This window comes from Pseudodesulfovibrio senegalensis, assembly GCF_008830225.1.
Taxonomy (GTDB): Bacteria; Desulfobacterota; Desulfovibrionia; order Desulfovibrionales; family Desulfovibrionaceae; genus Pseudodesulfovibrio; species Pseudodesulfovibrio senegalensis.
Genome location: NZ_WAIE01000009.1, coordinates 1 through 20,171 on the forward strand (window position 1 = coordinate 1; position 20,171 = coordinate 20,171).

The 20,171-nt window shown below is 61.0% G+C and carries 18 protein-coding genes; 6 read left to right on the forward strand and 12 right to left on the reverse strand.

Annotated elements, in window-relative coordinates; genetic code table 11:
• Window positions 1-129: 129 nt before the first annotated feature.
• Window positions 130-1,650, reverse strand: coding sequence for a hypothetical protein (locus tag F8A88_RS14630; protein ID WP_151151926.1), 1,521 nt, complete (start codon window positions 1,648-1,650; stop codon window positions 130-132).
• Between the two features lie 283 nt (window positions 1,651-1,933).
• Here F8A88_RS14630 and F8A88_RS14635 point away from each other — a divergent pair, with 283 nt between their 5' ends.
• Window positions 1,934-3,076 carry an ATP-binding protein gene (locus F8A88_RS14635; RefSeq protein WP_151151927.1) on the forward strand — a complete coding sequence of 381 codons (1,143 nt, stop codon included), beginning with the start codon at window positions 1,934-1,936 and terminating at the stop codon, window positions 3,074-3,076.
• Between the two features lie 20 nt (window positions 3,077-3,096).
• Here F8A88_RS14635 and F8A88_RS14640 read toward each other — a convergent pair whose 3' ends face one another.
• Window positions 3,097-4,140 (reverse strand): DUF1786 domain-containing protein, encoded by a 1,044-nt coding sequence (locus F8A88_RS14640; RefSeq protein WP_421958125.1) that lies wholly within the window; start codon window positions 4,138-4,140, stop codon window positions 3,097-3,099.
• On the opposite strand from F8A88_RS14640, the gene F8A88_RS14645 reads away from it, so the two are divergent.
• Complete coding sequence (locus F8A88_RS14645) at window positions 4,127-5,110, forward strand: alpha/beta fold hydrolase (protein ID WP_241667478.1); 984 nt, start codon at window positions 4,127-4,129, stop codon at window positions 5,108-5,110. The genes F8A88_RS14640 and F8A88_RS14645 overlap by 14 nt on opposite strands.
• On the opposite strand, the gene F8A88_RS14650 is transcribed toward F8A88_RS14645, so the two are convergent.
• A complete protein-coding gene (locus F8A88_RS14650) occupies window positions 5,039-5,524 on the reverse strand; it encodes an Lrp/AsnC family transcriptional regulator (protein ID WP_151151928.1) in 486 nt (161 codons plus the stop codon). The two genes, F8A88_RS14645 and F8A88_RS14650, sit on opposite strands and share 72 nt — an antisense overlap.
• A 199-nt stretch (window positions 5,525-5,723) precedes the next feature.
• On the opposite strand from F8A88_RS14650, the gene F8A88_RS14655 reads away from it, so the two are divergent.
• On the forward strand, window positions 5,724-7,997 hold the full coding sequence (locus F8A88_RS14655) for an acetate--CoA ligase family protein (protein ID WP_151151929.1): 2,274 nt from the start codon (window positions 5,724-5,726) through the stop codon (window positions 7,995-7,997).
• A gap of 40 nt (window positions 7,998-8,037) precedes the next feature.
• On the opposite strand, the gene F8A88_RS14660 is transcribed toward F8A88_RS14655, so the two are convergent.
• Together F8A88_RS14660 and F8A88_RS14665 are read right to left on the reverse strand one after the other, a co-directional pair.
• Window positions 8,038-8,595 (reverse strand): hypothetical protein, encoded by a 558-nt coding sequence (locus F8A88_RS14660; protein WP_151151930.1) that lies wholly within the window; start codon window positions 8,593-8,595, stop codon window positions 8,038-8,040.
• A gap of 121 nt (window positions 8,596-8,716) precedes the next feature.
• Complete coding sequence (locus tag F8A88_RS14665) at window positions 8,717-9,109, reverse strand: winged helix-turn-helix transcriptional regulator (protein ID WP_151151931.1); 393 nt, start codon at window positions 9,107-9,109, stop codon at window positions 8,717-8,719.
• 145 nt (window positions 9,110-9,254) lie between these two features.
• On the opposite strand from F8A88_RS14665, the gene F8A88_RS14670 reads away from it, so the two are divergent.
• The 3 genes from F8A88_RS14670 to F8A88_RS14680 are packed head-to-tail and all read left to right on the forward strand — an operon-like array spanning window position 9,255 to window position 10,652.
• Entirely contained in the window at window positions 9,255-9,770 is a 516-nt protein-coding gene (locus F8A88_RS14670; protein ID WP_151151932.1) for a nitroreductase family protein, read from the forward strand.
• Window positions 9,771-9,772: 2 nt separating this feature from the next.
• Window positions 9,773-10,072 (forward strand): putative quinol monooxygenase, encoded by a 300-nt coding sequence (locus F8A88_RS14675; RefSeq protein WP_151151933.1) that lies wholly within the window; start codon window positions 9,773-9,775, stop codon window positions 10,070-10,072.
• A gap of 1 nt (window position 10,073) precedes the next feature.
• Window positions 10,074-10,652, forward strand: coding sequence for a flavodoxin family protein (locus F8A88_RS14680; RefSeq protein WP_151151934.1), 579 nt, complete (start codon window positions 10,074-10,076; stop codon window positions 10,650-10,652).
• 234 nt (window positions 10,653-10,886) lie between these two features.
• On the opposite strand, the gene F8A88_RS14685 is transcribed toward F8A88_RS14680, so the two are convergent.
• From F8A88_RS14685 to F8A88_RS14715, 7 genes are all read right to left on the reverse strand, one after another.
• A complete protein-coding gene (locus tag F8A88_RS14685; protein WP_151151935.1) occupies window positions 10,887-11,303 on the reverse strand; it encodes a MarR family winged helix-turn-helix transcriptional regulator in 417 nt (138 codons plus the stop codon).
• A 22-nt stretch (window positions 11,304-11,325) separates the two neighbouring features.
• Window positions 11,326-12,042 carry a sulfite exporter TauE/SafE family protein gene (locus F8A88_RS14690; protein ID WP_151151936.1) on the reverse strand — a complete coding sequence of 239 codons (717 nt, stop codon included), beginning with the start codon at window positions 12,040-12,042 and terminating at the stop codon, window positions 11,326-11,328.
• An 81-nt stretch (window positions 12,043-12,123) separates the two neighbouring features.
• On the reverse strand, window positions 12,124-14,418 hold the full coding sequence (locus tag F8A88_RS14695) for a PAS domain S-box protein (RefSeq protein ID WP_151151937.1): 2,295 nt from the start codon (window positions 14,416-14,418) through the stop codon (window positions 12,124-12,126).
• 79 nt (window positions 14,419-14,497) lie between these two features.
• Entirely contained in the window at window positions 14,498-15,406 is a 909-nt protein-coding gene (locus F8A88_RS14700) for a zinc dependent phospholipase C family protein (protein WP_151151938.1), read from the reverse strand.
• A gap of 92 nt (window positions 15,407-15,498) precedes the next feature.
• Complete coding sequence (locus F8A88_RS14705) at window positions 15,499-16,842, reverse strand: MATE family efflux transporter (RefSeq protein WP_151151939.1); 1,344 nt, start codon at window positions 16,840-16,842, stop codon at window positions 15,499-15,501.
• A 110-nt stretch (window positions 16,843-16,952) separates the two neighbouring features.
• Entirely contained in the window at window positions 16,953-18,020 is a 1,068-nt protein-coding gene (locus tag F8A88_RS14710) for a phosphotransacetylase family protein (protein WP_151151940.1), read from the reverse strand.
• A gap of 35 nt (window positions 18,021-18,055) precedes the next feature.
• Complete coding sequence (locus F8A88_RS14715; RefSeq protein WP_151151941.1) at window positions 18,056-20,158, reverse strand: acetate--CoA ligase family protein; 2,103 nt, start codon at window positions 20,156-20,158, stop codon at window positions 18,056-18,058.
• Window positions 20,159-20,171: the final 13 nt, after the last annotated feature.

The window sequence follows — 20,171 nt, forward strand, 5'->3', positions numbered from 1 at the left end:
GTAGGTCGTTGCCAAGGCTTTATTTCAAAAGGCCCTGTCCAATACGGACAGGGCCTTTTTTGCGTTTGGTGCAATGGACAAAGCAGGGGGCGGGGCTGGGCGTGTTCACGAAATATCTGCCCGGACGGTTCACGTCCGTTCCCGTACACCATGACCTTTTGCGCCACCGCCTATTCGTGTTTTGTCTCGTGGCAGAAGTTCCCTCTGCTCCGGCAACATCCCCAGCGTCATGAGCCGTTTCTTGTAGTTGACCGGGAAAATGCCGCCAATGGTTGCGCCCACAACGAAGCCGGCCAGCAACATGAAGGGCCGGTTTCCGGAAAGCACGGTACCGGAATCCATGAGCGCGGCGGCAAGAAGCACGCTGACTTGGGTGCCAAGCCCCTGCATGAGGGCGTACCAGTACCATGACAGATCGAGGCGGCGCATGCTCTGGATGTAGTAGGATATGAACGCGCCTGTGGCGCCCGGGCATACGGTCCAGCACAAAACGTTCATGTTCATGGATCGGGCGTCAGGGGACAGGTGCTGTTGGACGAGGTGTGCGGTCATGAACAGGAATGCGCCAGCAGCCACACCGAGAAGAAAGCCCACCACGCATTGAAATATCGAAAGCGGTTGTGCTCGGGTGGGGTTGTAACCCTTTGCCTGTCTGTAGGAGGTCCTGCTCATGTGGTAGAGCGAAACGAAGGTGATGGCCAGACCATGTATCAGGATGGCGTAGGCCGTCCATTGCAGTGTCTGCAGGGGCGTGGGAATGAACGACACCGTGCCGTGCATGGCCAGATGCAGGAAGTAGGTGCCCATGCCCGTCAGCAGGCTGGCCGCGGCAATGCCGACAAGGGTGCGGGTGATGGTTTCCCTGCCCAGCACCTGCGGAGGCGGCAGCTCCGGATACAGGGAAAAGAAGCGGAATTCCGTGCCGTGCCATGCCTTGGTGGGCGTGGTCCTGTTGATGCCGCAACAGATGATTTCCAGAGCCTCATGCAGCAGTTCCCCTGTGTTTCTGTCCAGATCGACGGCATATTCGGGCAGCAGCGGATTGGTGCGATCAATGGTGCAGTAGCGGCGGACCCTGTCCTGATGGGACTGGAAACCCTCTTCAAAAAAATTGTATAATTTGCAGTTCTTATTCAGGAAATGCTTCTTGGATGGCTTGGACTCCCATCTGTGCAGCCGGTTGGCGAAAAAGGCGAGCTTCGCAAAGCGGCTCAGTATGGGATCGGCACCGGATATGAGCCGCCGGGGATCGCAGTCCAGCGACAGCGCCATTTGCTTCAGAAAACGGCCATAGGTGATTGTGCCGGGCCTGAAGGCCGACTCGTCGATCAGTGCTTCGATAAGGGCTTTGGCGTGGCCCGGAATGCGGGCTCGATCGTGAAGCCAGCGGCGGGCCCTGTGGTCCATGCTTTTGAGTACCGGAATATTGGGAATGACACCTGTGAGAACAAATGATGCGAACAGGGTGCGCTCTCCCGGGCCCATTGCGGAGAGCGTGCTTTTTTTCTCCGGCGCGAAAAATCCGTTGATGAGCGCATCCACCAGTTCCGGGAAGAGACAGGCCATGGCGAACAATGCAAGATGGGCACAGGCGTATACTCCCAGGAAGAACGTGAACCGCGCGGACCATGTGTACGCACGCGGAGGCATTTTCGGCTTTCTCCTGGGGTCCGGCGGCCAGCGGTTGAATTTGCTCCATGCTACCCATGCGACATACAGGGCACCTGCAAGGAGAACAACGGCGTTTGAAGGTGATGTGCCGATCATGGCTGTACTCCTGTTTCCGATGATGACGACTATGACTATTGTCTATATAGTCTTTGCGTATGAAGTCGTCCACTTTTTTCGGGCTTGATAATCGGTGCTATTCTTTTGACTTTGCCTGCCCCTTGACCTATCCCTGCCTTTTTGACGCGGTAACAGCGGAGATTCCATGTCCGAACCGGAAATCAATGAACTGTGCATATATCCGAAGCTGACGCATGATGCAGTGTGCGAGCAGCATCGTGAAATCATGAACAGCGGCGCCTTGGCCCTGGCCGGGGTTCTGCCGTACATGACGCTTTTGCTCAACAGGAGCCGCCAGATCGTATATTGCAATCAGGCGGTCCTCGATTCATTGGGACTGGATTCGATGCAGGAAGTTCTCGGCCGCTGTGTCGGGGAGGTTTTCGGCTGCATCCACGCGGAAGACGCGCCCGAAGGGTGCGGTTTTTCAGCGTATTGCGTGAAATGCGGCGCGCTCAAGGCGCTTGCCAAGGGCGTGGCCGGTGAAGCCGGTGCAGGCCATTGCCGCATGTTGCGTCATGCGGGCAACGGCATCAAGGCCCTGAACGTGAAGGTCAACACCTCGCCCATCGAGGTGGCGGGCATGTCCATGGTGGTGCTCACCGCCCGGAACGAGGACAAGGATGTGCGCCGCCGGGCCATGGAGCGTCTGTTCTTTCACGACGTGCTCAACCTTGCCGGGGGTCTGGACGGGGCCATGCAGTCGTTTGCCGAGGAATTTCAGGACGTCAATCCCGAACTCGCGGAACTCATGCAGTCCACGGCCCGTTTTCTGCTGGAGGAGATACGCGCGCAAAAGACCCTGATGGCTGCAGAAAGCGGCGATCTGCTGGTGCGGCCCGAGCCTGTTTCCACACGGAATGTCACCGAGTCCGCAGCGGCGCTGTATGCCATGCACAAGGCCGCGCAGGGCGTTCGGGTTCTTGTTGCCGAAGATCTGGACGATGTGGAGTTGCTGACGGACCGGCTGTTGCTGAACAGGCTTCTGGGCAACATGCTCAAGAACGCCCTGGAAGCCACCAGTGTGGGGCAGAGCGTTACCGTGGGGTGCGACAGGCTTTCGGACGGTGCAGCCTTTTGGGTGCACAATCCGGACTACATTCCCCGGGACGTGCAACTGCAGATATTCAACCGCTCATTTTCCACAAAGGGCGAGGGCCGCGGTCTGGGCACATACAGCATCAAGCTGCTCGCGGAAACCTATCTGGGCGGCAAGGTCTCGTTTCGTTCGCACCCCGAGGACGGCACGGTGTTCACCGTTGTCCTGCCGTCTTCCTGTCCTCGCTAGGGATGTCCCCGGCCTGAGGGTCAGCCCTGCATGGCCATCCCCTTGATCAATCCGAAACTTCCGGCCAGCATCATGTCCCCTCCGGGCGAGGGAAACGAGACATCGTGGTTTTCCAGCATGGCCCGGCGCGGACCGAGAACGTGCACCGGAGCAAACCCCTGCGCTCCCTCGGGCAACGGCAGGGTCAGGCAGCCGTGGCCGTTGGCGTCGAACACGTTCTGGTGCGCGAGCCTGCCTTCGCGGAACGAGTGCAGGTCCTGCCAAAGCGTTTTTTCGTCCAAAAGGCCGGTATGGTGTTCATAGATCCCGAAAATGCGTCCCCGGTACAGCAGGAAGGCCACGGTGTGGCTGTTGCCCACGTTGACCAGCGTGATGCCTCGGGAATGGCTTTGTTCCTCGATTTCGACCACGTACAGCGCGCCCAGAACCGCGGCCGCACCCGTGTCCGCCACCGGTCCGTTGCCGATGCATGCCTGCAGGTCGGCCAGCCGGGTCATCATGGACGGCACGTCCTGAAAGAGCAGTGATTCCGGGCGTCCCTGTCCGTCGCCCAGCAGTTGTTCCCAGAGCTTGAAACGGCCGATGCGGTTGGAGGTCCCGGGGTGGAATCCGTGGTCCTGTGCGCAGGCGGCAATGCGGTCGGGCCAGTCCAGTTCCGCGGCCTCGAAAAAACGCTCCCACCATGATCTGTCAAAGTCGGAAAAGAGCACTGGCTCATGGCCGTCAGGACAGTCCTCGCTCAGGGTCACGCCCATGGACTCCACACGCGTGAGGTCGTCACCCATGGTATAGGCGGCCGAAGGCTGGGCGCTCACGGCCAGCCCGGCCTTGAGGTGCGCGCGCACGAACCGGGTCACGCCGCCGCCCATGTTGTGGCCGTGCAGCCATATGGCCTTTTGCTGCCGGGTCAGTTCGGCAATGCGTTTCCCCACCTGCAGGGCGGGCGAGGGCAGCACGAATTTCGGGCAGTTTTCTGGTTCGCGATCCGGGATGTGCAGGAGAACGTCCTGCGTGCCGCTGCCGATATCAAGGCACAATGTGGTGGCATTCATGGCGAAAAACATATCGTTGTGTCTCGGGCAAGGCAAGAACGTTGACAGTTTTTCCGCTTGCGGCCACCATCGGCCCATGAATTTCATCATTATGCTTCTGGCCTGCTGGGTCGTGGCCGTGCCCGTGCTGCGCTATGTGCTTTTCTGGATCAGCAACACCCGCTCCGGCGATATGGAACTGGTCCGGCAGGGGCTCGATGGCCGCGCATTGCCCCATGTGTTGTGCGGGCTGGTTTCGGCCATGCTGAGCGAACTGGGGGTGCTGCTCATGCTGCCGTTGGGCCTGATTTTTCCGGCTCGTGCTGGCCGGGGTACGCCCGTGATTTTCGTGCACGGACTGTACCACAACCCCACGGCATGGTTATGGTTCCGCATCCTGCTGGGCCGGGCCGGATACCGGAATTTCCATGCGTTCGGCTACAACAGCTTCACCCGTCCCTTTGAGAATGCGGTGGACGACCTTGCCGAAGTCATGGAGAACGTGCTGCGGGACAATCCGGAGCGCACGGTCGTACTGGTGGGGCACAGCCTCGGGGGGCTGGTCTGCCGCATGGCCGCTTCCCGGCCGGAGTTTTCCGGGCGCGTGGGCGCGCTCGTTGCCCTGGGCTCGCCCCATGGAGGCAGCGTGCTGGCTGCGCTCGGCCTCGGGCCCATGGCCCGGGGGCTGTATCCGGGCAAGGCCGTTATCCGCGCCGTTGAACAGTGCCGGGACATGCAGGCCCCGAAGCTGGCCGTGTATTCGTTAGTGGATGATTACGTGTTGCCCCTGTCCGGCCTGCGAGTGGGCCGCCATGACTGGAATGAACAGGTCTGTTCGCCGGTCAGCCACGTTTCCATGCTGTTTTCGCAGGACGTTGCGTGGCGCGTGGCCGCTTTTCTGGACCGCGCGCTCAGGGGCGGGGCATCCGATTCAGGACTGGCCCTTGATGGGAGCGAGCAGGGGCAAGGCCGTATCCTGCTTGATGGTTCCGAGCACGAATGATGAATTGATGCTTTGCACCCCGTGGATGGGCGCCAGCTTGGAGAACGCGAAATCCGCATATCCGGGCATGTCCGGCAGGGCCACCTTGAGCAGGTAGTCGTCCTCGCCCGAGAGCTGGTAGCATTCCAGCACTTCGTCCATGGTTTCGATGTGGTCGCGGAAATTCTCGAAATCCTGCAGGTTGTGCGCTCCAAGGGATACGCGCACAAAGGCGATGATGCCTACTCCCACCTTTTGCGGCGAGACCACGGCCACGAAACGGTCGATGACGCCGCTGTTTTCCAGCCGTTTGACGCGTTCCAGCATGGCGGGCGGGGAAATGCCCAGCCGCTTGGCCAGTTCCGCATTGGTGATGCGGCCCTCGCGTTGCAGTATCTCGAGAATGTCGTGGTCCATGGCGTCCAGTTTCATCATGCCTCCGCAGCCGGTATGTGGGTGTTGCGCGGTACCGTTACTGAGTAATGGAATTGCGGGCAAAAGAAAAGACGCCGTTCGTGAGCCGTGCTTGATTGCACGGTCCGTGGGGATGCGCTATCCTGCGCAGCGGGCAGTGCCCGGCCCGGTCCACTGGTGGACGGGCCAAACCGGTTGTTTTTCGACCTGACGGAGAACCATGTTTCGTTCACGATTGGATTCCACGGCGGTGGAGGCTGTAGAGCAGCTGCTGGATGCGGCGCATGCGGACGGCAGGTCCATGCTGTTCGAGCACGAGGTCTATGCGGTGCTGGAACGTTTGGGCATGTCCGTGCCGGAACATGTTCTGGTGCAAGGCCCGGATGACGTGGGCGCGGATACGCTGGCCCGTTTTTCCAGCGACCATGTGGTGCTCAAGGCCGTGGCGCCGGACATGATTCACAAGGAAAAGGCCGGGGGCGTGCGCGTGGTGGTCAAGGACCTGGAGTACGTGCGCTACAGTGTCGAACGCATGGTGTCGGATATGGCTGCGGCCGGCATCAAGGCGCGCGGCGTGCTGCTGATGCAGTGCGTGGATTATTCGCAGGAACTGGGCAATGAAATATTGCTGGGCTTTCGCGAGAGCGTGGCCTTCGGGCCGGTGATTTCCTTTTCCAAGGGCGGCAGCGACGCCGAGCATTTTGCCCGCTGTTTTTCCGCGCCCAACCTGATTCTCGCTCCCATAGACCGGCCCTGGGCCGAGGCCTTGCTCTATTCCACCAACATTCAGCAGAAATACGAAACCCGCGGATGGTTTGAGCGTACGTCGCGCATTGTGGACGCGGGATTGCGGTTCAGCAAATTGTCCACGGCCTTTTCCAATTTTTTCCCGGGCAGCCGCTGGGTGTTGCGCGAATTCGAGGTCAATCCGCTGGTTTTTGACCGGCACGAGCGGTTCTGGGCCATTGACGGCTATGCCGAGTTCGCTCCCCGTGATCCCGGCGTGCTCGAAGAGGCGGGCAGAAAACGCGCGTCCCTGCGTCCCTTTTTCGAGCCGCGCGGCGTTGCCGTGGTGGGGGTCAGCGCAACCAACCCGGCCAGTCCGGGCTCGGTCATCGTGGACAATCTTGTCCGCATGGGGCGCACGGACGTATTTGCCGTGAATCCCCGGGGCGGACAGCTGGAATTGGATAGCGCCACCCTGCCCATGCACACGTCGGTGACGGAATTGCCCGAACCCGTGGAACTGGCGGTTGTGGCGGTTCCGGCCGGGCGCGTGGTTCCGGTCATGGAGGAATGCGCCCGGGCAGGCGTGCGTTGCGTGGTGCTCATACCCGGCGGTTTCGGCGAAACCGGCCGCACCGATGCCGAAACCGACATCAGGCGCATTGCGCGCGATGCGGGCATGCGCGTCATGGGCCCGAACTGCCTCGGCCTCGTATACGGCGCGGGCCACGGACAGCCGGGCATGAACACGTTCTTCATCCCGGAGGAGAAATTCAGCATCCCGGAGCGGGACAAACGCAACGTGGCCATACTGAGCCAGAGTGGTGCCTTGGGCATCATCGAACTGCACCAGCTGCGCAACGCCATTTCACCCAAGGCCATCGTCAGCTACGGCAACCAGCTGGATACGGATCCGGCAGATCTGGTGGGCTATTTTTCCGACGATGACGACGTGGCGGTCATCGCCTGTTATATCGAGGGGTTCAAGCCCGGAGCCGGGGCGCGTTTCTTTGAGGCGGCCTCGCATTGCCCCAAGCCGGTCATTGTGTACAAGGCCGGGCGCACCGAGGCGGGCATGCGCGCGGCACAGTCGCACACGGCCAGCATTGCCGGGGAATACGCCGTGGCCAAGGCGGCCATGAAGCAGGCCGGCGTGGTGGTGGCCGAATCCATGATGGACCATGTGGAGCTGACCAAGACCTTTGCCATGCTCGACGGCGTTCGCGTGAACGATAACCGCGTGGCCGTGATCGCCAATGCCGGGTACGAAAAGACCTATGGAGCGGACAATCTCGGCTCCCTGCGCGTGGCCGAACTGGACGCGGAAACCCTTGCCCGCTTGGGAGAGCGTATTCCCGCCTTTGTGGAGCCGGACCCGCTGCTGGACCTGACACCCATGGCGGACGACGACATGTATCTGGATTGCATGGAAATCATGCTTTCTTCTCCCAGCGTGGACTGTCTGCTGGTGTCCATCGTGCCCCATTCCATGGACCTGAAGACCACGGACCGCGAAATGGAAAGCGAACCCGAGAACATTGCCGTGCGCATGGCCCGGCTGGCTGCGCAATACGGCAAGCCCGTGGCGGTCTCGGTGTGCGTTACAGGCGGAGCGGATGCGGATTACAACCGGCTGGGGCAGACGCTGGAACAGGACGGGGTGCCCACGTTCCTGAACGCCAGCCGCGCCATGCGCTGCCTGGACCAGTTCGTGCGCTATGCCATGAGCCGGTCCACGGGGCGTTATGCCGAGTGGTTGAAGCAGTAAAGCGGGTTTCGGATGCGGTTCAGGGGCGGGGTTTCATGGATCAGCCGTCCATGAGCTCGCGCAACAGGTCCAGCTCCTCGGCCACGGGTGCGCCCTTGCCCTGCCCGGAATGGGCGGCGCGCAGGGCCAACAGCTGGGCAAGGGGGAAATCGCTGCCCCACTGACTGCGGTACTGGGTGAAGCCCATGGTGCGTATGGTCTCCCGGCATTGGGACCAGACCTGATCCGCAACATGCTGTGCCGGAACTTCGCAGCTGATGTTCCAGACCGGATACTTGGCCTCGCCCTTGACCCGGTTGCCGGAGAATCCGACCTCGAGCCGGATGCGGTCTTCTGCAAGGGCGCTGACCTTCCATTCGTACAACCAGCCCTCTCCCAGCCATTCGAAGACGAAATGCGGCATGTCGCCGTTGGCCCAGTTGCCGGTGTCGCCGGTAACGGCGTCGTACAGACAGTCGCACAGGTCGCGCAACGGCTCGGAAAAAACACTGGAAACCGTCAGGTCGTAGGAAGTGCCGTCTACATGCAGACGCATGTCCAGCCACCCCCCGGCTATTTTCAGGATTTCGAAACGCAGAGCAGTTTCCGAAGCACTCATGACCGATTAGCCCTCCCATGGAATTGGTGGGGGAATGGTACACACATGAGAGTGCATACGCAAATGAACCTGCGGAATACCGTATGGTTCCGGGTGCTTTTCGGCAGGTTCAGGCCGGTGTTCAGGCAGGCACGGCTTCGCCCGGGGCGGACTTCGGTTCTTTTTCAGGCTGCATCACCTGCGTGTATTCCCTGCCCCAGTCGCAGAGCTGCCTGAGGATGGGCATGATGGAAAAACCAAGCTCCGTGAGCGAATACTCCACCTTGGGCGGCACCTGCGGATACACCTCCCGATGCACCATGCCGTCCGCCTCCAGTTCCCTGAGCTGCTGGGTGAGCATCTTCTGGGTGATGTTGGGCATGGTGCGCCGCAGTTCGCTGAAGCGCATGGTGCCGTCCGAACCCAGATGAAAAAGTATGATGGGTTTCCATTTTCCGCCGATCACCAGCAGGGTCAGCTCTATTTCGCAGCGGTATTCCTTGCCGTTGAAGGTCTTGAGAGTGCATGCACCCATTGTTTTCCTCGTGATTTTTTATGGTATGTTTTTGGGTACTATATGACTTGAAAGTGCGTACTTGTCATAAGTGGCATTATGTCAGAAAAAGGTATCAACGTAAATCACGGCGTCAGCCGTTCACATTTTGACAAGGAGAACAATCATGGAATTGTTTGAAGCTTTGAACACCCGGAGAAGCATTCGCAAATTCACGGATGAACCCGTTGCCGACGGGGATCTGCGCGCGGTTCTGGAGGCGGCCATGATGGCTCCCAGCGCGGGCAATGCCCAGCCGTGGCAGTTCGTGGTCATCAGGGACCGGGACACGCTGGCCAAGGTGACCACGATCAACCCCTATGCGGCCATGGCCCCGAAGTCGCCGGTGAGCGTGCTGGTCTGCGGCGACCTGAGCCTGGAAAAGTTCGCGGGCTACTGGGTGCAGGATTGTTCCGCCGCCATCCAGAATCTGCTGCTGGCCGCCCACGGGTCGGGACTCGGCGCGGTGTGGACCGGCATCTACCCCATGCAGGACCGTGTGGACGGCTTTCGTCAGCTGCTCGGCCTGCCCGAGCATGTGGTACCGTTGGGCTTGGTGGTTCTGGGACATCCGAACCAGCACATGAAGTCCGAACCCCGTTTCCGCGAGGACAGGATTCACCGTGATCGTTGGGAGGCCTAGGCATGGAAACTATCTGCGTGCACGTGTTGTTCGAGGCCCGTCCGGGCTTCGGCGACCGACTGGCCAAGGTCCTGCTGCGATTGCAGGACAACAGCCGCAAGGATTCGGGCTGTCTGCAGTACGACATGCACCGCCTTCCCGACGATCCGGATCAATTCATGCTCTATGAACGCTGGGAGTCGCAGGAATTGCTGGACGCGCATCTGGGCGCGGAACATCTGGCAGGGGTGCAAAAAGAGATGGCGGACGTGCTGGTGGACAAGCCCTTGATAACCATATGGAATCCATTGAAAGGAGAATGATATGAACATCGTAGCATTTAACGGCAGCGCGCGCCGCGGCGGCAACACCGCGGCAATGCTCAAGGCGGCCATGGCGCCGCTGGAAGCCGCCGGAATCGAAACCGAACTGGTGGAACTGGGCGGCAGGAAAATGCACGGTTGCATTGCCTGCTATAAGTGTTTTGAGAACAAGGACCATCGTTGCGCCGTGAACAACGATTTCATGAACGAATGTATCGACCGCATGCACGATGCGGACGGCATCCTGCTTGGCTCGCCTACGTACTACGCCAATATTTCCACGGAGATGAAGGCGCTCATCGACCGGGCCGGGCTGGTGGCCCGCGCCAACGGCAACAGCCTGCGCCGCAAGGTCGGGGCCGGGGTCGTGGTGGCCCGCCGGGGCGGAGCCGTGCACGCCTTCAACTCCCTGAACCATTTCTTTTTCATCAACGAGATGGTGGTGCCCGGAGCCGACTACTGGAACATGGGCTTCGGTCTGGAAAAGGGCGACGTGCTCAAGGACGAGGAGGCCATGAACACCATGCGCATCCTCGGCGAGAACATGGCCTGGGTCATGGAAGCGTTGCACAAGGCATAGTCTATGGGAGGATTTTTTTGGGGAGGGGGGCTTTGAAAAGCCCCCCTCCCCAAACCCCACCCCGCAAATTTTTTAGCGCCGGTGCCCGTCCCGCTTTCGCAGGACGGGCACCGGTTATTTTGCGAACAGGTAGGTTTTTCGCATCCCGTTCCGCTTTCGCAGAATGCGGAATTGAGCAGGGTCAAGGGACGTGTCCCTTGCGGGTGCAGGGCAGCGCCCTGCCCGCCGGGGGCGTCAGAATTCCCGGTTCATCTTTTCCAGCGCGGCTTCCAATACTTCGCGCTCCTGATCGGTGAGCGTGGACGTGATGTCGGCGGTGAGCCGGTTGTGCTGCATGTCGTGCTCGGCAAAGATTTCCATGCCCGCGCTGGTCAGCTCCACGAGAATGGAGCGACGGTCCGTGTCGTGCGGTCTGCGCCGGACCAGACCGGCCGCTTCGAGCCTGTCCACCATCACGGTCAGCGTGCCGGTGGTCACGCCCATTTTCCCGGCCAGTTCCTTCATGCGCAGGGCGGAATGGATGCCGAGGATTTCCAGCGTATGCATCTGCGGCAGGCTCAACCCGTTGTCGCGCACCACGCCGTGCTCCCATGACGAGAGTTTTTCGAAGAATTCCACGATCAACAGGGTCAGGCGTTCCAGTTCCGGCATGGGCGCTCCTTTTGCGGTCTGTCTAGCTGATGAAATCGCCGTACAGGGTATAGGTGCCAAAGGCCACGGTCAACAGCCCGGCCGTGCGCATGATGGCCGGTTCCACCCATGGGCGCTGCAGCCGGCGCATGATTCCGGCGACCTTGAAGATGGCATAGATGACCCCGGCCAATGCCACCCCCGTGCTCAGGGCATAGATGCCGAATACGGCCATGGACCGGAACGCGCTGCCGGATTCCAGCGCATAGGAATACATGATGGCCACGGTGGGGCAGGGCACGATCATGTTCACGAATCCCAATATGGCCAGCCCCCAGGCCGTGGAGCGGCGCGCGGAAAGCGGCGAGTGGGCGTGGTCGTTTCGGTCGTGTTTGTGGTCGCTGTGGCAGTGCTCATGCCCGCAATGGCAGTGGTCGTGATTGTGCAGCAACTGTGGCCGCACAAGCAGGATCAGGCCCAACAGCACGATGATCCCGGCCGTGACCACGTCCGTTACCGCGCGCACCGAGTCCGGCAACCCCGTGGAAAGCAGGCCGAGAGCCAGCCCGATGGCAAGGCAGCCCAGCGTGGTGCCGGTTATGAAGGATGCCGTGAGGACGCTTACCCGTCGCCCGCTGCTGTCCCCGGCCACGAACGGTGCCAGTACAACCCATGAATGCCCGCATGGATTGATGCCGTGAATGAGTCCGAGAAACAGGCCGGATTGCAGCGCAACGAGAAAGAGGGTGTCCGTATTCATTTTGACCTCATTTTGTTTGAGTATCAAAATGAACTATTCCCAAAAAGCTTGATAGTCAAGCGAAGCTGCAGGGCGGGTAAATCAGCTGGCGGGCAGGGTCACCGTAACCACGGTTTCGCCGGGCAGCGAAGTGTCGAGCCGGGCGTCGCCGCCATGGGTGCGCGCGATGAGCCGTATGGAGTAGGTTCCGAGGCCCGACCCCTTGGACCCGCTGCCTTTGGCGTATTTGTCGAAGAAGGTGTCGCGCAGCTCCTGCGGCACCGCACCCTGGTTGTGCACGGAAATGGTGACGGCGTGGTTGCGGGACAGTTCCACCTGCACGGAGCCGCCTTCGGGCGAGGCTTCGATGGCGTTCTTGATCATGTTGGAAAGCATGGAAAGCATGAGGGTCTCTTCGCCCATGAACGGGAATGTCTGCGCCCCGTCCGGGGCGTTCACGCCAAAGCTTATGCTTCTTGCCCGCAGCAGGGGCCGTATTTCGGCACTGATCTGGTCCAGAAGGTACAACAGGTCGATTTGTACCGGCTCGATCCGGTAGGTGCCGGTTTCCATCTTGTAGAGGTCCAGCGAGCGGTTGATAAGCTGCAGCATGGATTCTCCGGCTTTGCGGATCACCCCAAGCATCTGGGTCTGCCTGTCGTCCAGATTGCCCATGCGGATGATTTCGTCAGGCAGGCCGATGACCGCGCCCAGCGGCGTCTTGAGGTCGTGCCGGGCCATGCGTTCCATGTCGTCGCGCAATGCTTCGGCACGCTTCATGTCCGAGATGTCGCGGCTCACGCCCTGCATGCCCACCATTTCCCCTTCCTCGTTGTAGAGCACGGTGGCACGCGTTTCCACCCAGACGGTGGAGCCGTTCCTGCATTTCATTTCAAGGGTCAGGGTCAGGCTTTTGTTGGGCGGCAGTCGGTTGCGGATGCTTTTTTCCAGTGCGGAGACCGCGTTGAGCAGCACCGGCCGGGAGCCGGGAGCAATGAAATCCCACAGGGGGCGGCCGAGCACCTCGGAGGCTTCGTAGCCACGCAATTTGCGGTCCGAGGGGCTGATGTAGGTGAAGCGCATGTTGGCGTCCAGTCCCCAGATCACGTCGGTCACGTTTTCCGTGAGCAGGCGGTATTTGCTTTCGCTCTTGCGCAGGGCCTCTTCCATCTGCCGCCGCCGGGTCATGTCCGTGCCCACGCAGAGCACGTCTCGAAGTCGTCCGCGATTGTCGTAGGAAGGTCGGTTGGCCCATGAAACCCAGACGATTTCCCCGTTTTTGCGTACGCTTTGCAGTTCGTGGACCGGCACCGATGCCGGGTCGCGCAGCATGAGGTTGATCTTGCCGACCTGGTTTGTTCCGTCCACCGAGACTTCCGGCACAAGCGTTCCGGCAAAGGGTTTTCCCAGAACGTCGTTTTTTTCGAGTTCGTAGAACGAGAGGGCGTATTCGTTGATGAAGGCCACGGTCCCGTCCGTTTCCAGCCGCAGGATCAGGCTGCGGGCCTGATGCACGAGGTGCATGTATTCTTCTTGGGCCAGTTCGCGTGCCTGCATCTGGTGCAGGGAAAACCAGACCACCAGCGAAACCAGCAGGGCCAGCAGCAGCCCGGAGCCGATGATGAATGGCCGGTAGGGGGACGGGCCCCATCCGCCTTCGGGCGCGGCCGCGAGCATCCAGTATCCCTGGGGCAGCAGCACGTTCATGATCACGGGGTCGTTTCGGAATACGGCTGCTTCGCCAAAAATGACATCCCAGCCACCGTCCGCAGACGGCGTTTTCAGCGCTTTTTGCAGCAGCGGATACTCCGTAAGCCCGGCTTCAAGGAACAGCGGTTCCGGAGCGATGATCATGGTCACCGTGCCCCAGAACGGTCCGGCGTCGATGCGTCCTTCCTTGTGCAGGAAAACGGGCGTGGCCGCCACGATGCCTTTCGTGCCGTTCTGCAGGGAAACGGGCCCGGCAAGGTACATGCTGCGCCGGGCGATGCTGTTTTCAATGACTTCGGTCTGAACTCGGGACAGGCCGTCGTGTATGCTGGAGCCCACCAGGGAGAGGCGGGAACTGGTCGGGTATGCGTGGACGATGGTGTTGCCGCGGGTCAGGATCACGGCCAGCACGCCTGTTTGCCCGAAGGCAAGGCTGCGGGTCAGCGTGTCGAATTCCTGGGCGGTCATGTCCGGGTTCGAGGCCACCGAAGCCTTGAGGCCGCGCATGATGTTCAGTTTGTCGCCCAGTGCGTTTTCAAAGCGGCTCTGGATGGCGCTGAGCTTGTAGAAGGTGTCCAGCCGCTCCTTGGTGCGCTGGGCCTTGTCGTCGGCCTGCTGCACCACAAACGTCGCGGCCACGAGGACCGCAAACAGGATGGCGGGAATAAGTAGTGTCGAGCGTTTCACCAGTGCCTCCGGGCGATTGAGGGCCGGATTTGGAGGCAGGATAGCACCCTCGGTGAATTATGAGAATGATTTTAGAATACTATTGTCCCTGCGCCTTGGCGTAGCGGGTGGTGGCGGTTGCCCTGACAGGCAGGGCCGCGAGTTCGGCGGGTGTCGGAAAAAGGAATCTCGTGGTGGTGCGGCGGCGCAGCTTTCGTGTGCGCAGGCCGCGCACGCGGTCAAGGTTGCGGCTGCCGATGGGGTCGAATGACCGGGCCGCTGTTTCGGCAGGCGAAACAAGCACGTCCATGGCCGCCCGCGTGGCCAGGTCCAGCATGTCTTCAAGGTAATCGTGCGCCTGCGCCCATGGCTGCACGCGCTCCGCGATTCCCAGCGACTGGTCCCATGTCTTGCGCGTGCACAGGTTCAGGCTGCCCATCATCAATCGTTTCTTGATCAGGAAGGTCCAGCGGCGTTGGGCTGTGGCCGAGAGCAAGGCGCCTTCCTGCCGCCTGCTGGGTGTGCGAAAAAGCTTGAGCGCGGTGCGCGGGTTCCAGTCGATTTTCAGGTCCGCCTGCATTTCCACGTACACATGGCTCGCCTTGCCCCCGTAGGGCATGTTCCAGAGCATGTTGGGCACAAAATAGTTGTGGGCCACCACGTCCGCGGCAAGATGGGTCAGATAGCCCCGGGCATAGGCCTTGGTGCGCGGGTCGCGGGCGGATTCCATCAGGGTAAGGCCGGTTTCCCAGTTGTGGCTGTGCCCGGGTTTGAAGCGGGTGCCCTTGCCGATGAAGATGTCGGCGCTCAGGCAGCCATAGAGAAAGGCCGTTGAATGGCGGAACAGGTTTTGTGCGAGCAGGGCCGGAAAAAGGTGCAGGTTGTCTAGCGCAAACTGGCCGATGGCCAGATGTGCGCCCGGTCCCCAGGCCATGGCGTCGGCCGGGAAGGCCATGATGGCCGTAAGTGTTGCGCAGAATCCCGCGCAGAGGGTCAATATCGTTTTCATGCCTCGCTCCGAGGCCTCAAGGTAAGGATGTGGGCCTGCAAGTCAAGGTTTTTTCGGGTACGAATTCGTGGTTTTTCGTTGCACGGCGCGGGTCATGCCCCAAGTCTTTTGATGTTTGTGTCGGCATATCGGTAGGCTATGGCCGCCGAGCTCCAGGTAATGGCGAAAATCGACCACCAAACAGAAGTCAGACCGAGGTGCAGGAGGTCCGTACAGACCCAGAAAAACAGGATGGGCGCGGCAAATTGCCGCCACAGGCCCAGCCAGACCGCGAATGCGGGCCGTTTCATGCCCTGAAGCGCGGACGTGCATACGAAGATGATGATGTAGCCGAGGAAGATCAGGGCGTCGATGCGCAGATACGCGGCGCCCATGTCGGCCACGGTCTGGTCTGCGGTGAATATGTTCATGAGGGGCCGCGCAAAGGCGATGACCGGAACCGCCACGGGCAGCATGACCCATGCCCCGTATTTGATGCAGGTGAGCATGGTCTCGCGGATGCGGTCGACGTTTCCGGCCCCGTGGTTCTGGGCCACGATGGACAGGGCCGCCACGTTCAGGCCGATGCCGGGCATGAAGGCCACCTGTTCCACGCGCATGGCCACGCCGTAAGCGGCCACGGCCTGCTGCCCGAAATCGCTGATAAAGGCGTTGACCACGAACATGCCCATGCCGATGGTCAGAAAGTTCAGGGTGGCCGGAAAGCCCTGCCGGGCTATGTCCAGAAACAGCGTGGGCCGCGGAATCAGGTTTCGCCCTCTGGCCGTGCACAGCAATCCGGTGCGCCGGGCCTTGTACAAAAGGTACGCGCTGCCGATGCACTGGATGACCACGGTGGCCCAGGCCACGCCGGAAACGCCCATGGCCGGGACGCCCAGCCCGCCGAAGATGAACCACGGGTCCAGCACGCAGTTGAGCACGGCGCCCGCAATCAGGAAATTGCGCATGGTCCGGGTGTCGCCCGTGGCCTGCAGCGTGGCATTGAACATGAATACGAGCAGGAACGCGGGAGCGCCCATGAAAATGGGCGTCATGTAGGCCATGCAGGTGTCCAGGTACGGACCGTGGGCGCCCATGATTCCGAACAGCACGGGCGCGAAGCGGATGCCGAAGAAGCCCAGCAGCACGCTGGAAACGAGGCCGAAGCTCACGGTCTGCACCACGAACAGGCGGGCCTCGTCGTTTTTTTTCGCGCCCAGGGCCCCGCCGATCAGGGCCATGGAGCCGGTCTGGATACCCGAGCCCACGGCTATGATGATGAAGAATACGGGCAGGGCAAGACTGAGTGCGGCCTGTGCCTCGGTGCCGATGAGGCCCGCGAACCATGTGTCCACCACGTTGTACATGGTGTTGAAAAAGAAGCCCACGCTCGCGGGAATGGCGATGCTGCGGATCAATCCGGGGATGGGAAGCGTGGTCAGGCTTTTTTCATGCATGGTCCGGCGAGACTATCCTGCCTTTTCCGCCGAGGCAATGACGGTGACGGTGCAAAAAAGGCCGACCCGTTTGATCGGGTCGGCCTCGTTGTCTGCGGCAGAGGGAGAGGCTATTTTTTCAGGCCCAGTTCCTTTTCCAGGAACTTGAAATCGATGTTGTTGGCCACGAGGTCGGCGCCCTGCTTGATCTTGATGGCATCGCGCAGCTTGTGCCGCGAAAGGATGGAGTCCATTTTCTTGGCCACGGAGTAGGTGTCTTCGCGCACCATGATGATCGGGGTTTCCAGCACCTCGGAGCGGGTCAGGATGATGTCGTTGGGATAGAGGTTGCCGGTGAGCACCAGACAGGGGCAGTCGCCTTCCAGAGCCACCAGCTGCACGTCGGAGCGGTCGCCGCCCACGATGATGGCGGAATTCTTTTTCTTGCGGAAGTGGGTCATGAAGTTCTCCACCTGCATGGTGCCGATGAGGAAACTTTCCACCACGCGGTCCGCCTTGTTGTGCGCGGAGATGATCTTGCCGCCCAGGCGTTCGGCCAGATCGCCCACCTTGATGGCGCCCATGAGCGGGTCGCGCGGGATGACGCCCAGCACGTTGATGCCCCGGCTTTTGAGGAACGGGGCCAGCAGCTGGTTGACCTCGTCCATGAAATGGGGCGGGACGTCGTTGAGCACCACGCCGATGAGGTTGTCCCCGAGGGCTTCCTTCATCACCGCCAGATAGTCGTATTTGAGCTCTTTTTCAAAGCGGTCGATGATCACGGTCTTGATTCCGAGGCGCTTGACCACGGTGACCGCATCCGTGTCGCAGTACTTGCCCGAGTACATGGAGCCGGACCCGGCCACAAGGGTCACGTCCCGGTCCTTGGAAAGGGCTTCGTAATTTTCGGCAATGGTGTCGGTCAGCCCGTCCATCTTGCCGGAGAACGCCTTGACCTTGAAATCCTGCGTAACCACCACCGGGGTGACTTTTTCCGGGTCCTGATCCAGTCCGAGCACGTCCTGCACGAACAGGGCGTCGTCGTCCCCGAGTTTGCCGTCCACCTCCACGGGCATGGCTCCCACGGGCTTCATGTAGCCCACGTTGTAGCCTTCCTTCTGGAATTTGAGGCCGAGCCCCATGACGATCATGTTCTTTCCCGAATAGCCGGTGGTCGATCCTATGTAGAGACCGGGCATGCCTTCCTCCTCTTTTGGAAACTTTTGCGTAAAAATCAGCCTACGGTCAAGCGCAGGTCGGCCACCAGGGCCCCATATTCATCCACAAGTACCGGATTCAGCTCCGCTTCCCGGATGTTGGGAAAATCGTCTGCCATCTGTGATACCGTCATGACCATGTCCTCAAGCGCTCCGAAATTCACCGGCGGCTGGCCTCGCACGCCCCTGAGCAACGGGTAGGAGCGGATTTCGCGCACGATCTCCTGAGCGTCCTGCAGGGTCAGCGGTGCCAGTCTCCATGCTTCGTCCCCGAGTATGTCCGCGGCCGGGCCGGCCATGGAAAAACCCACCATGGGGCCGAACTGCGGGTCCTGGCGAAGACGTATCTTGACTTCGCGGGCGTTGGCCGGACCCATGGACTGCACCAGACAGCCGGTAATGTATGCGCCGGGACGCAACCGCATGACGCGGCTGGTGATGTCCCGGAACGCGCTGCGCACCTGTTGCGGGGTTTCGAGATTCAGGGCTACCGCATCCAGTCCGCTGCGCCGGTCAATGTGCGGGGACACGATCTTGAGCGCCACCGGGTAGCCGATTTTCTTGGCTGCTCTGGCCGCCTGGTCGCTGGTGCGGGCCAGCTTGGATTCCGGCACGGGCAGTTCGTAGGCCATGGCCATTTCAAAGGCCTGCGCCTGCCGCAGTTCGGGCAGATGGATTTCCAGAGCGTTGCGCACCAGCCTTTCGGCCTTGCCCTTGTCGCGGCGGAAACATACTTCCACGGGCCACGGGCGGTTTTGCCAGCGCTGTTGGCGCACCATGGCCGAAAGCGCCCGTACGGCCGGCTCCGGATAGGCGTAGCAGGGAATGCCTGCGTCCAGCAACATGTCCCTGCCCGGGCTCACGCGGCTGTCGCCCATGAAACAGGCGAACATGGGTTTGTCCGAAGTTTCGGCCACGTCGATGACCGCTTGTGCGGTTTCGGTTATCTGTGCCGAGGCCGTGGGTGTGAGCACCACCATGACCGCATGGGTCATGTCATCGTCCACCACGGCTTCGAGCGTGGCGCGGTAGCGGTCGGCCCCGGCGTCTCCGATGATGTCGATGGGGTTGTACAGCGAGGCGTATGCGGGCAGGGCCGCGCGCAGGGCGGTTATGGTCTGCGACGCCGGCGTGGCCAGGTGCAGCCCGGAAAGCTCGCAGGCGTCGGCCGCCAGAATGCCCGGTCCGCCCGAATTGGTTATCACCGTGAGGTTGTGCCCCTGGGGGAGCGGCTGGCAGGAAAAGGCGCGGGCAAGATCGAACAGGGATTCGATGTCGTCCACCTGAATGATGCCGGATTGGGCAAAGGCAGCCCTGCAGGCCTCGATGGAGCCGCTGACCGAGCCCGTGTGGCTGGACGTGGCCCGTGCGCCCGCCTGCGTGGTGCCTGCCTTGATCATGATCACGGGTTTTTTTTCCGTGACCTTTTGCGCCACGCGCATGAATTCGCGACCGTTTTCCAGGGATTCCAGATAGCCGATGATGACCGAGGTGCCCGGATCGTCTGCCATGGCTTCCAGCGCGTCGGCTTCGGAAATGCCCGCCTTGTTGCCGAGGCTCAGGAATTTGGAGAAGCCGAGCTTTTCGCCCATGGCCCAGTCGAGGATGGCGGAACAGAGCGCGCCGGACTGGGAAAAGAATCCTATGTTCCCCTGCGGCGGTACCTGGGCGGCAATGGAAGCGTTCAGGTGGTGTCCGGTATTGATCAGGCCGAGGCTGTTGGGTCCCATGAGCACGAAACCCCAGCGTGTGGCGATGTTGGCCATTTCCTGTTCCAGTTCGAACCCTTCCCGTCCGGTCTCCCTGAATCCTGCGGTGATGATCAGCACGGCCCCGGCTCCGGCCCGGCCAAGCTCCACCAGCGAGCGCAGCACACGGTCGCGCGGGACAATGACGATGCCCAGGTCCGGTGCTTCGGGCAGGTCCGCGCAGGAGGCGTATACCGTTTGTCCGAGTATTTCTCCGCCTGCGGGATTGACGGGATACAGCTTGCCTTTATACCCTGCGCCGACAATATTGGCCGTGATGACGTGACCGAGCTTGTGTTTTTTTCGGGAAGCGCCGACAACCGCAATGGATTGCGGCCTGAAAAGTGGTTCGAATTTGTCTACGGACTGCATTACGACCTGATTT